This window comes from Kibdelosporangium aridum (assembly GCF_900176515.1).
Lineage (GTDB): Bacteria > Actinomycetota > Actinomycetes > Mycobacteriales > Pseudonocardiaceae > Kibdelosporangium > Kibdelosporangium aridum.
In genome coordinates this window covers 209,849-222,091 of the sequence record NZ_FWXV01000008.1, presented here as the reverse complement: position 1 = coordinate 222,091, position 12,243 = coordinate 209,849, and the positions used below count along the sequence as shown (strand labels likewise).

General features: G+C 66.3%; 8 protein-coding genes. 7 read left to right on the top strand and 1 reads right to left on the bottom strand.

Annotated elements, in window-relative coordinates; all coding sequences use genetic code 11:
- Positions 1-69: 69 nt before the first annotated feature.
- From B9C43_RS36920 to B9C43_RS36895, 7 genes are read left to right on the top strand one after another with little or no spacing between them, the layout of a single operon-like run.
- The gene (locus B9C43_RS36920) at positions 70-1,719 is read left to right on the top strand and encodes a glycoside hydrolase family 27 protein (RefSeq protein WP_084431906.1); all 1,650 of its coding nucleotides are present in this window, start codon (positions 70-72) and stop codon (positions 1,717-1,719) included.
- A gap of 16 nt (positions 1,720-1,735) precedes the next feature.
- On the top strand, positions 1,736-3,709 hold the full coding sequence (locus B9C43_RS36915; RefSeq protein ID WP_084431454.1) for an alpha-L-fucosidase: 1,974 nt from the start codon (positions 1,736-1,738) through the stop codon (positions 3,707-3,709).
- Between the two features lie 33 nt (positions 3,710-3,742).
- Positions 3,743-6,565, top strand: a complete 2,823-nt coding sequence (locus B9C43_RS36910) for a PQQ-dependent sugar dehydrogenase (RefSeq protein WP_084431452.1) — start codon at positions 3,743-3,745, stop codon at positions 6,563-6,565.
- Between the two features lie 25 nt (positions 6,566-6,590).
- On the top strand, positions 6,591-8,294 hold the full coding sequence (locus B9C43_RS36905; RefSeq protein ID WP_084431451.1) for a ThuA domain-containing protein: 1,704 nt from the start codon (positions 6,591-6,593) through the stop codon (positions 8,292-8,294).
- Between the two features lie 20 nt (positions 8,295-8,314).
- Positions 8,315-8,758: an alpha/beta hydrolase family protein gene (locus tag B9C43_RS59965; RefSeq protein WP_327224142.1), complete on the top strand. Its 444-nt coding sequence runs from the start codon at positions 8,315-8,317 to the stop codon at positions 8,756-8,758.
- Positions 8,755-9,615 carry a ricin-type beta-trefoil lectin domain protein gene (locus B9C43_RS36900; RefSeq protein WP_327224141.1) on the top strand — a complete coding sequence of 287 codons (861 nt, stop codon included), beginning with the start codon at positions 8,755-8,757 and terminating at the stop codon, positions 9,613-9,615. Before B9C43_RS59965 ends, B9C43_RS36900 begins: the two co-directional genes overlap by 4 nt.
- Before the next feature lie 9 nt (positions 9,616-9,624).
- The gene (locus tag B9C43_RS36895) at positions 9,625-10,920 is read left to right on the top strand and encodes a ricin-type beta-trefoil lectin domain protein (protein WP_084431449.1); all 1,296 of its coding nucleotides are present in this window, start codon (positions 9,625-9,627) and stop codon (positions 10,918-10,920) included.
- Between the two features lie 38 nt (positions 10,921-10,958).
- Here the strand turns inward: B9C43_RS36895 and B9C43_RS36890 are convergent, their stop codons facing one another.
- On the bottom strand, positions 10,959-12,221 hold the full coding sequence (locus tag B9C43_RS36890) for a cytochrome P450 (protein ID WP_084431447.1): 1,263 nt from the start codon (positions 12,219-12,221) through the stop codon (positions 10,959-10,961).
- Positions 12,222-12,243: the final 22 nt, after the last annotated feature.

Genomic DNA, 12,243 nt, shown 5'->3' with positions numbered 1-12,243 from the left:
GCGAGGAGAACCCCTCGCGGGGCGGCCACGGTGGTCTGTGAACCCTGCTCACAACCGAAGGGGCCAATGATGCTTTCTCGATCACGTGCACGGTTGCGCGCTCTGGTGGCGATCGCGGCCGCAGCCTTGGCACTGGTCACGGCAGTACCTGACCGGAACGTGGCTCGGGCAGCCCCTGGCAGCCCGGCCCTCACCCCGCCCTTGGGGTGGAACAGTTGGAACAGCTTCGGCTGCGCCGGCGTCAACGAGACGGTGATCCGCCAGGCGGCGGACACGATGGTCTCGTCGGGGATGCGGGACGCGGGCTACCAGTACGTGGTGGTCGACGACTGCTGGTTCGACCCACAGCGTGACGCGCAGGGCAACCTGCGTGCCCACCCGACGAAGTTCCCCAGCGGCATGAAGGCCCTGGGCGACTACATCCACAGCCGCGGCCTGAAGTTCGGGATCTACCAGGTGCCGACCGAACGCACCTGTGCCCAGCGCGGCGGCACGCATCCGGGTTCCACGGGCAGCATGGGACACGAGGTGCAGGACGCCAACATATTCGCCTCGTGGGGCGTGGACTACCTGAAGTACGACTGGTGCTCCCCGGACGGCACCCGGGACCAGCAGGTCGCGCGGTTCACGATCATGCGGGACGCGTTGCGCGCCACCGGACGGCCGATCGTGTACAGCATCAACCCCAACAGCTACCACGCCGCCACCGGCGACAAGTACAACTGGGGCGAGGTCGCCGATCTGTGGCGCACCACTGAGGACCTGCTGGACATCTGGCAGAACGGCAACACCAACAGCTACCCGATGGGTGTCGGCAACGTCGTCGACGTCACCGCTCCCCTTGCCTCGCAGGCCGGTCCTGGGCACTGGAACGACCCGGACATGCTGGTGGTCGGCCGTCCCGGCCTGACGCTGACCGAGTCCCGGTCACACTTCTCGCTCTGGGCACTGATGGCCGCTCCCCTCATGGCGGGCAACGACATCCGTAGCATGTCCGCCGACGTGAGCGCGATTCTGCGCAATTCGCGGCTGCTGGCGGTGAACCAGGACAAGCTCGGCGCGGGCGGGCGCCGCGTGCGCGACGACGGCGCCACGGAGGTGTTCGCGAAGCCGATGTCGGATGGTTCGGTCGCGGTCGGCTTGTTCAACCGTGGCAACGCAACCACCAACATCAGCACCACAGCGGCACAAATCGGCTTGTCCGGCGGGTCGTTCACGCTGACTGACCTGTGGACCGGTGCCGCATCCAGCAGTAGCGGCCAGATCACTGCCAGCGTCCCGGCACACGGCGTGGTGGCGTACCGGGTCACCGGCGGCAGCCCCGTACCGAGCACGACCTCCCGGCTGCGTGGTACCGGCTCAGGCCGTTGCCTGGACGTGGCCAACTCGTCGACCGCCTCCGGCGCGGGCGTGGTGATCTGGGACTGCCACACCCCCGCGAGCCAGTCGTGGACGACGTGGCCAGGCGGCGAAATCCGGGTGTTCGGTGACAAGTGCCTCGACGCGGAGAACTCGGGAACCAGCAACGGCACCCGGGTGGTGATCTGGTCGTGCAACGGGCAGAACAACCAGAAGTGGACGCTGAACCCAGACGGATCCATCACCAACATCCACTCCGGACTGTGCCTGGACGTCAACCAGGCCGCGACTGCCAACGGGTCCCGGCTGATCCTCTGGACCTGCAACAACCAAGCCAACCAGAAGTGGACTCGGATCTGAGCCAGGGGGTCGCGCTATGTCCTTGCCCTTAAGGCAGTTCACCCGTCGCAGACTGCTTGCCATCAGTGGACTCACCGCTATCGCCGGACTGGTGCGGGTCAGAATGGTGTGGGCCACGCAGGGGCCGGCCAGCTACACGCCGACGTGGCCGTCGGTCGATCAGCATCCGCCCGCACCGGAATGGTTCCAGGACGCCAAGTTCGGCATCTACTTCCACTGGGGAGTGTTCAGCGTCCCGGCGTTCGCCAACGAATGGTACCCACGCAACATGTACATCGGCGGATCCAACGAGAACCGCCATCACATTGCCACATATGGAGATCCGTCGGCGTGGCCGTATCACAACTTCATCAACGGCGCTCGTGACAAGGCCGGGAACTGGGTGCAGTTCGCGCCGAAGCTGCGCTCGGCGGGCGGCAACTTCGACCCGGGCGAGTGGGCACAGCTGTTCGCCGACGCCGGTGCCAGGTTCGCCGGCCCGGTCGCCGAGCACCACGACGGCTACTCGATGTGGAACAGCACCGTGAACGAATGGAACTCGGTGCGTACCGGCCCCAAACTGGACTTGGTGCGATTGCACGCCGACGCCATCCGGGCCAAGGGCATGAAGTTCATCGTGTCGTTGCACCACGCGTACAACTTCACTGGTTACTACGACCGTGTGCCGACGCAGTCGGATCCGAGCCTCCGCAAGTTGTACGGCCAACTCGGCAGGCCTGCGGAGAACCAATTGTGGTTCGACAAGCTCAAGGAGGTCATCGACGGCTACCAGCCCGACATCGTCTGGCAGGACTTCAACCTTCCCCAGGTCGACGAGTCGCAGCGGCTGAACTTCCTCGCGTACTACTTCAACCAGGCGGTCGCCTGGAACAAGGACGTGGTCACCACGTACAAGGACGGCCTGAACAACCGCGGGTCGGTCTTCGATTTCGAGCGCGGTGGTCCCGCGGACATCCAGCACCCGTTCTGGCTGACCGACGACAGCATCTCCAGCTCCAGCTGGTGTTACACCGTCGGCATCGGCTACTACTCGCTGAACGCCATGCTGCACGCGCTGATCGACCGGGTCAGCAAGAACGGCAACATGTTGCTGAACATCGCCCCGATGGCGGACGGCACCATCCCCGGTGGACAGCGGACGATCCTGCTTGGCATCGGTGACTACCTCAAGCGGTTCGGCGAGTCGATCTACGCCACCCGGGCGTGGACGGCCTACGGGGAAGGCCCGACGCAGATGGGCGGTGGTTCCTTCGTCCAGCCACGGGAAGGAACCAACCGGGACATCCGGTTCACCCGGAGCAAGGACAACACGGTGTTGTACGCCACCGTGATGGGCTGGCCGGGCAGCACGTTGAGCATCACCACGCTGAACTCGGGCCGGATCAACCTGAGCACCCTGGCTTCGGTGCAACTGCTCGGATCCACAGCCGGGTCGTACATCAACCTGCCCACCCGCAACCAGAACAGCTCCGGACTGCACATCTCGATGCCGTCGGCTCCTTTCTCAGCCCCGGCCTACGTGGTCAAGCTGACGTTCTCCGGCCAGATCCCGGCGCTGGGTACCGCACCCGTCCCGACTGGCTGGGCGAGGATCACCAACGGCGCCACCGGTCTTGCTCTCGACAGCGGCGGCAACGTCTCCTCAGGATCACGGCTCAAGCAGTGGAGCTGGGACAGCAGCACCAACCTGCAGTGGCAACTGGTGGGCCTCGGCGATGGCTGGTACCGCATCGTCAACCGCACCAACGGCATGGTCGCCGACAGCTGGGGCAACAACGCCAATGGCGCCACGTGCCAGCAGGCGGCCTGGAACGGCGGCAACAACCAACAGTGGCGGCTGACCAGCGTCGGCAGCGGCCGCTACCAGATCATCAACCGCGGCACGGGCACCGCACTGGACAGCCTTGGCGACTCCACCGCCGGCTCCAGCGTGGCCATGTGGTCGCCGAACAACAGTCCCAACAACCACTGGACCATCGCCGCAATCTGACCGTGCGGTCGTCAACTTCGAGGTGACCCTGCCATGAGAATCCGCCTCAGAGCGGCGATCTCCGCCGCACTGCTGGTAGTCGCCGGTACGGCGGCAACCATGATCGGCTCCGCGCCGCCTGCCGCCGCCCACGCGGTCAACCCCGCCGACTTCCAGCAGATCGAGCTGGCCCGTGGGGTGGCCGAGATGGGCGAACCGATGTCGCTGGCCGTCCTGCCGGACCGCTCGGTGCTGCACACCTCCCGCAACGGGACCCTGCGGCGAACCACGGCGGCCGGGGCCACCAACGTGATCGGCACGCTGCAGGTCTACTCGCATGACGAAGAGGGACTGCAAGGCATCGCGGTGGACCCGAACTTCGCCAGCAACCGGTTCATCTACCTGTACTACTCTCCCCCGCTGTCCACTCCTGGCGGTGACGCCCCGGAGAACGGAACCGACTTCTCCGCGTGGAACGGTGTGAACCGGCTGTCGCGGTTCACCCTCAACGCCGACTTCACGCTCAACACGGCCAGCCAGGTGACCGTGCTTGACGTGCCGACCAGCCGGGGCATCTGCTGCCACGTCGGCGGGGACATCGACTTCGACGCTGCCGGCAACCTGTATCTGTCCACAGGGGACGACTCGAACCCGTTCGCCTCGGACGGCTATACCCCTATCGACGAGCGCACCAATCGCAACCCGGCGTTCGACGCGCAGCGCAGCGCAGGCAATACCAACGACCTTCGCGGCAAGGTGCTGCGGATCAAGGTGAACGCCGACGGTTCGTACTCGATCCCGGCAGGCAACCTGTTCCCGCCTGGCACCGCGCGGACCCGTCCGGAGATCTACGCGATGGGTTTCCGCAACCCGTTCCGGATGAACGTGGACAAGGCCACCGGCGTCGTCTATCTCGGTGACTACGGGCCCGACGCGGGCACCGCCAGCAATACCCGTGGTCCCGCGGGCCTCGTCGAGTTCAACCGGATCACCTCGGCGGGCAACTACGGCTGGCCTTACTGCGTCGGGTCCAACAACACCGCGGAAACGTACGTGGACTACACGTTCCCGTCCGGACCGTCCGGCTCCCGGTTCAACTGCGCCGCACCGGTCAACAACTCCCCACGCAACACCGGATTGACCACCCTGCCCGCCGCGCGTGCGGCATGGATCAAGTACGACAACTGCTCTTTGGCGGCGTTCGGCTGTGGTTCCGAGTCCCCGATGAGCGCGCCGGTATATCGGTATGACGCCGCCAACCCGTCGACGGTGAAGTTCCCGGCAGCGCTGGACGGGCACGTCTTCGCCACCGAGTTCGGCCGGCGGTGGATCAAGGTCATCGACGTGAACTCGGACGGCTCGGCCGGGCAGATCAACGACTTCCCGTGGCGCGGCACGCAGGTCATGGACTCGACCTTCGGCCCGGACGGCGCCTTGTACGTGCTCGACTACGGCACTGGTTGGGGCAGCGGTGATGCCAGCTCTGCGCTCTACCGCATCGAGTACAAGGGGAATGCCAACGGCGCGCCGACCGCGCGGGCCAGCGCCAACCGCACGTCCGGCGTCGCTCCCCTGACGGTCGACTTCTCGTCGGCAGGCTCCTCGGATCCAGAAGGCGGCGCGCTGACCTATTCGTGGAACTTCGGCGACGGCGCCACATCCACCTCGGCCAACCCGAGCCACACGTACACCAGCAACGGCCAGCGCACGGTCACGCTCACGGTGAAGGATCCAGCCGGGCTCACCGCCACCGCGAACGTGACGATCACGGTCGGCAACACTGCTCCCACGGTCACATTGACCACCCCCATCAGTGGCACCCTGTTCAATTTCGGCGACAGCATGCCGTACACCATCACGGTGTCCGACCCAGAGGACAGCACGATCGACTGCAGCCGGGTGAAGCTGAGCTACTACCTGGGCCATGACAGCCACGGTCACCTGATCACCTCACGGAACGGATGCTCGGGAACGCTGCCGATCCCGGCGGACGGTGAGCACGACACGGCAGCGAATCTGTACGCGGTGTTCGACGCCGAATACACCGACCAAGGCGCGAACGGCCAGCCGGCGCTGACCACCCACACGCAGCACGTCCTGCAGCCCCGGCACCGGCAGGCCGAGCATTACGCCAGCCAGTCCGGCACCAGCCTGTTCGACAAGGCGCCGGCAGAGGGTGGCAAGACGGTCGGTGACATCCAGAACGGTGACTGGATCGCGTTCCAGCCCTACGCGCTCTCAGGCGAGACCCGGTTCGCCGCACGGGTTTCGTCCGGCGGCTCGGGCGGCACGCTGTCCGTGCGGACCGGTTCGCCGACTGGAACCGTGCTCGGGACAGTCACAGTTCCGGTCACTGGTGGCTGGGACACGTTCACTGAGGTGTCCACCACGCTGGCAGGCGTCCCGGCCGGAACCAGCACGCTGTACCTGACGTTCGCGGGCGGCAGCGGCACGCTGTTCGATGTGGACGCGTTCACGTTCGGCACGTCGACCGGCAGCCGCACCGGGCGGATCACTGGTCCTGGCGGCAAATGCGTCGACGTCAACGGCGGCAGCACGGCGGACGGAACCAAGATCCAGCTGTGGACCTGCAGCGGCGGGACCAATCAACAGTGGACAGTCAACGGGACCACGTTGCGTGCCTTGAACAAGTGCATGACCGTCGCAGGTGGAAGCACCGCCGACGGTGCCCAGATCCAACTGTCCACCTGCAACGGCAGCGGCGCGCAGAACTGGTCCACTGGCACCAACGGTTCCCTGGTCAACACCCAGTCGAACAAGTGCCTGGACGCCAACGGCGCCAGTACGGCCGACGGCACCCAGCTGATCATCTGGACCTGCCACGGCGGCACCAACCAACGCTGGACCCTGCCCTGACCCGCCCCTGCACGGAGGCTAGGAGATGAAGCACTCGTTCACCAGACGCGCGTTAGGCGTGACCGCCGCCGCGTTCGTCGTTCTCGCGGTCAATTCCAGTCCACCAGCCAGTTCCGCCGACACACCTTACGACGTGTTGGTGTTCTCCAAGACCGCGGGCTTCCGGCACGACTCGATCCCGGCTGGCATCCAGATGATCCGGGAGCTGGGCTCGGCCAACAGCTTCACGGTGACCGCCACCGAGGACGCCAACCAGTTCAACACCACCAACCTGGCCCAGTACGAGACCGTGGTGTTCCTCAACACCACAGGTGACGTGCTGAATGCCACCCAGCAGGGTGCGTTCGAGTCGTACATCCGGGGCGGAGGCGGGTACGTCGGCATCCACTCGGCGTCCGACACCGAGTACGACTGGCCGTTCTACGGCGAGCTGGTCGGCGCCTACTTCGCCTCCCATCCCGCGATCCAGCAGGCGACCGTACGGGTGGAGAACCGGGCGCACCAGGCCACCCAGCACCTCAGCCCCGCCTGGGTACGCACCGACGAGTGGTACAACTACCGGACCAACGTCCGGTCCAGTGCCCGCGTTCTGGCCACTTTGGACGAATCGACCTACTCCGGCGGCTCGATGGGCGCCGACCATCCGCACACCTGGTGCAAGACAGTACAGAGTGGACGGTCGTTCTACACCGGAAGCGGTCACACCCAGTCCAGCTACACCGAGAGCGGCTTCCGGTCCATGGTTCTCGGCGGCATCCGCTACGCGGCCAACAGGACCAAGGCGGACTGCCGCCCGGAGACCGGCTACACCACGCTGTACAACGGATCCACCACCGGCTGGTCCCAAGCCGGACCGGGCAGCTTCACCAACAGCGACGCCACCCTCACGTCCACTGGCGGGATGGGCATGCTCTGGTACAGCGCCAAGGAGTTCCGCTCCTACTCGCTCAAACTGGACTGGCGGATGCCCGGCGACGACAACTCCGGTGTGATCGTCGGCTTCCCGGCGGGCAGTGACCCGAACACGGCCCTCAACCAAGGGCATGAAGTGCAGATCGACGCCACCGACACGGCCGACAAGACCACCGGCGCGATCTACGGGTTCAAGGCCGCCGACATCGCCGCCCGCGACGCCGCGCTCAACCCGCCGGGTGAGTGGAACACCTTCGAGCTGCTCGTCGAGGGTGAACGGCTGCAGGTGTTCCTGAACGGCGTCAAGGTCAACGACTTCACCAACACCGACCCGGTGCGCTCGTTGGCGTCCGGCCACATCGGCATCCAGAACCACGGCACAGGTGACGACGTTTCGTTCCGCAACATCCGGATCAAAGAGCTGGGCGGCACCGTCCCGCGGACCGGGCCGATCACCGGTCCCGGCGGCAAGTGCGCGGACGTCAACGGCGGCAGCACCGCCGACGGCACCAAGATCCAGCTCTGGACCTGTGACAACAGCAGCAAACAACAATGGACAGTCAACGGCAACACCCTGCGCGCGTTCAACAAGTGCATGAACGTCGCAGGCGGCAGCACCGCGAACGGTGCCCAGGTGCAACTGTCAACCTGCAACGGCAGTGGCGTGCAGAACTGGGCACCCGGAGCGAACGGCTCCTTGGTCAACTCCCAGTCGGGCAAGTGCCTTGACGCCAACGGAGCCAGTACCGCCAACGGCACCCAGCTGATCATCTGGACCTGCCACGGCGGCACCAACCAGCGCTGGACCCTGCCCTGAACCCAGACAGGAGTACAACCATGAAAGAAAAGCACCACCTCGGCCGGTGGTGGACAGCGATCGCCGCCACCGCACTGGTTTTCGGCACTGTCGGTGTGGCCGACGCCCGGCCTGCCCCCGCGCCTGCGGACACCAGCACTCTCGCCGCGTCCCCCGGATGCGGCAAGGCCCCGACACTGACCAGTGGCACGCACACGATTCAGAGCGGCGGCCAGAACCGCACCTTCATCCTGAGGCTGCCCGACAACTACAACAACAACACCCAGTACCGGGTGTTCTTCGGGTTCCACTGGCGGGGCGGCACCGCCAACGACGTCGACTCGGGCGGATCCGACGGCTATAACTGGTCCTACTACGGCCAGCGGCGGCTGTCCGGCAACGGCGCGATCTTCGTCGCGCCCCAGGGCAACGGCAACGGCTGGGCCAACCCCGGCGGCCAGGACGTCACCTCGTCGACGACATGATCAGGCGGATCGACGACGGTCTGTGTGTCGACACGGCACAGCGCTTCGCCCTGGGCTTCAGCTACGGCGGCGGCATGAGCTACTCACTCGCCTGCAGCCGGGCGAACATGTTCCGCGCGGTCGCGGTCTACTCCGGCGCGCAGCTGAGCGGGTGCAGCGGCGGCACACAGCCGATCGCGTACATGGGAATCCACGGTATCAGCGACAACGTGCTCAACATCTCCATGGGACGGTCGTTGCGTGACACGTTCGTCCGGAACAACGGCTGCACCCAGCAGAGCCCGCGCGAACCCGCGGCAGGCAGCCGTACCCACATCACCACGACGTATTCAGGGTGCCGCAGTGGGTATCCGGTCGTCTGGGCCGCCTTCGACGGCGGACACACGCCCGGCCCCATCGACGGCGGTGGTGAAGGCTGGCGGACGTGGACTGCGCCGGAGGTATGGAAGTTCTTCACCGGGGACACGACGCCCCCGCAGAACCCGACGACGTTCCGCCTGCGCGGCGAGTCGTCCGGCCGGTGCATGGACGTCACCGGCGCGAATTCGGCGAACGGCACCCAGTTGATCATCTGGGACTGCCACACCAACCCCAACCAGCAGTTCGCGCAGAGCGGGCAGGCCCTGCAGGTGCTGGGCAAGTGCCTGGACGCGCCCAACAACGCCACATCAGGCACCCGGGTGCAGATCTGGGACTGCCATGGCGGCACCAACCAACAGTGGAACATCACCAGCAGCGGCACGATCACCAATGTCCAAACCGGACTGTGCCTTGACGTCACCGGCACCGCCAACAACTCGGGTGTCACCGTGGCGACCTGCAACAATGCCGCAGGCCAACGCTGGGCCAAGGCCTAGGGAGCACCTATGAAACGACATCATCTGGGCCGGTGGTGGGCGCCGGTCGCCGCGGTCGCACTGGTTCTCGCCGGTGCGGGTGCGGCCGACGCCCGGCCCGCCCCCGCACCCGCGGACACCGGCACCCTCGCCGCGTCCCCCGGATGCGGCAAGACACCGACACTGCGCAGCGGTACGCACACGATTCAAAGCAGTGGCAAGAACCGCAGCTTCATCCTGAGCGTTCCTGACAACTACAACAACACCACCCAGCACCGGCTGATCTTCGGATTCCACTGGTGGGGCGGCACCGCGGAGCAAGTCGCCTCGGGCGGAAGCGATGGCGACGTCTACGCCCACTACGGACTCCGGCGGCTGGCGAACAATACGGCGATCTTCGTCGCACCCCAAGGCATCAGCAACGGCTGGGCCAACTCCGGCGGCGAAGACGTCACCTTCACCGACGACATGATCCGTCGCATCGAGAACGACCTGTGCGTCGACACGACACAGCGGTTCTCGCTCGGCTTCAGCTACGGCGGCGCCATGAGCTATGCACTCGCATGCGCCCGTGCGACGACCTTCCGGGCGGTCGCCGCCATCGCCGCTCCCGGGCCGATCAGCGGATGCAGCGGCGGCACCCAACCGTTCGCGTACATGGGTATCCACGGCATTGGCGACAACATCGGTGCCGGACGTGGACTGCGGGACAGGTTCGTCAGGAACAACGGCTGCACTGCGCAGAATCCGCCTGAACCCGCGTCAGGCAGCCGTACCCACATCACCACGACCTACTCGGGATGCCGTGCCGGGTATCCGGTCGTCTGGGCCGCCTTCGACGGCGGCCACCAGCAAGGCCCCGTCGACGGGTGCGCCGGTTGCGAGAGCGGCGCCCGGAGCTGGGTCAAGAACGAGGTGTGGAAGTTCTTCACCGGGGAGACCCCCGCACCGACGCCCACGTACCGGCTGCGCAGCGAGTCCGCCGGCCGGTGCCTGGACGTCACCGGCGCGAACTCCGCCAACGGTACCCAGATGATCGTCTGGGACTGCCACGCCAACGCCAACCAGCAGTTCACCCGGGCCGGCCAGGCCCTGCAGGTGATGGGCAAGTGCCTGGAGGCCCCCGCGAACGCGGGCTCCGGCACCCGGACCCGGATCTGGGACTGCAACGGTGGCGCCAACCAACAGTGGAATGTCAACGACAACGGCACGGTCACCAATGTCCAGACCGGACTGTGCCTCGACGTCAACGGCACCGCCAACAACTCGGCGGTGAACGTGGCAAGCTGCACCAGCGGCAGCAACCAACGGTGGGCCAAGGCCTAGCCCGGGCAGGGTGTAGGCGGCTGCCACGTCGCCGCCGCCTACACCCCAACCTGCCCAGCGATCACCCGGCCGCCCGGCCGGATTCCGGAATGGGTCAGCGGGACGGCTCGCGGACCGCGCAGGTTCAGGTGCTCGCGGTAGGGCGGCGGGTCCTGGCTCGCGGCGGGGTCGACCACCCGCTGGGCGAAGCGGGTCAGCGCGATCCTCGCCTCCAGTCGCGCGAGTGGAGCGCCAAGGCAGAAATGTGGGCCGAGGCCGAACGCCAAGTGGGTGAGATCCGTACGGTCCGGGTCGAACACATCGGGACGGTCGAACTGGCTGGGGTCACGGTGCGCGGCAGCCAGCATCAGATAGACGAAGGATCCCCGGCTCAGCGGCACGCCACAGATCTCGGCGTCCTCACTGACAACGCGAGCGGTCAACTGCACCGGTGGGTCGAAGCGAAGTGTCTCCTCGACCAACGCGGGCGCGGTCGTGGGATCGTCCCGCAACGCGCTGAGCCGATCGGGACAACGCAGCAACGCCAGCACACTGTTGGCGATGAGGTTCACGGTCGTCTCGTGCCCGGCCACCAACAGCAGCACCACGGTCGAGATCAGTTCGTCATGGGTGAGTGTGTCGCCTTCGTGCCGGATGGCCAGCAACTCGGAAATCAAATCATCACCCGGGTCACTTCGCCGTGCGTCGACCAAGCCGCTCACGTAGCGGTGCATTTCCACACTCGCGTGCAGCCAGTCGGGCATGGTGTCGTCGCTCGTCATTCTCGCGTCGAATCCGTCGATCAGCCGGGTGAGCCGCGCTGACCAGTCGCGGAACAACGGCTCGTCGGCCATGGGAACGCCCAGCAAACGGCAGATCACGGTCATCGGCAGCGGGTATGCCAGATCTGCCACCACATCCATGTGCGTCCGGTCGGCCGCCGCGTCGAGCAGTTCGTCGGTGAGCACGGCAATGGACGACTCCATCCGCGCGACAGATCGCGCGGTGAAGGCTTTCGACACCAGACGCCGCAGGCGGGTGTGGTCCGGCGGGTCCAATGACAAGAACCATGGCTGAAGCACGGACGACGGAGCATCCGCGGGCAACACCCGCGCCATGTGCTTGAGCTGGTCGCGCCCTCGCTCCGCACTCAACCTCGGATCACGCAGCAGCGCGTCACAATCCGCATAGCGGGCGACCACCAGAGCAGACACCGACTCCACCCACGTAGGCCCGGCGTCCCGGAGTCGTGCGTACAACGGATACGGATCGGGCCTGCTGGCGGGGTCAAGCAACGCACCAAGAGCCTGCATCGTGTCCATACGTGGTCCTTTCGATTCACAA

Bases quoted from the DNA above. Each gene is read 5' to 3' on its own strand.
- B9C43_RS36890 (WP_084431447.1), bottom strand. From the start codon at position 12,221: ATGGACACGATGCAGGCTCTTGGTGCGTTGCTTGACCCCGCCAGCAGG.
- B9C43_RS36895 (WP_084431449.1), top strand. From the start codon at position 9,625: ATGAAACGACATCATCTGGGCCGGTGGTGGGCGCCGGTCGCCGCGGTC.
- B9C43_RS36910 (WP_084431452.1), top strand. From the start codon at position 3,743: ATGAGAATCCGCCTCAGAGCGGCGATCTCCGCCGCACTGCTGGTAGTC.
- B9C43_RS36920 (WP_084431906.1), top strand. From the start codon at position 70: ATGCTTTCTCGATCACGTGCACGGTTGCGCGCTCTGGTGGCGATCGCG.
- B9C43_RS36900 (WP_327224141.1), top strand. From the start codon at position 8,755: ATGATCAGGCGGATCGACGACGGTCTGTGTGTCGACACGGCACAGCGC.
- B9C43_RS59965 (WP_327224142.1), top strand. From the start codon at position 8,315: ATGAAAGAAAAGCACCACCTCGGCCGGTGGTGGACAGCGATCGCCGCC.
- B9C43_RS36915 (WP_084431454.1), top strand. From the start codon at position 1,736: ATGTCCTTGCCCTTAAGGCAGTTCACCCGTCGCAGACTGCTTGCCATC.
- B9C43_RS36905 (WP_084431451.1), top strand. From the start codon at position 6,591: ATGAAGCACTCGTTCACCAGACGCGCGTTAGGCGTGACCGCCGCCGCG.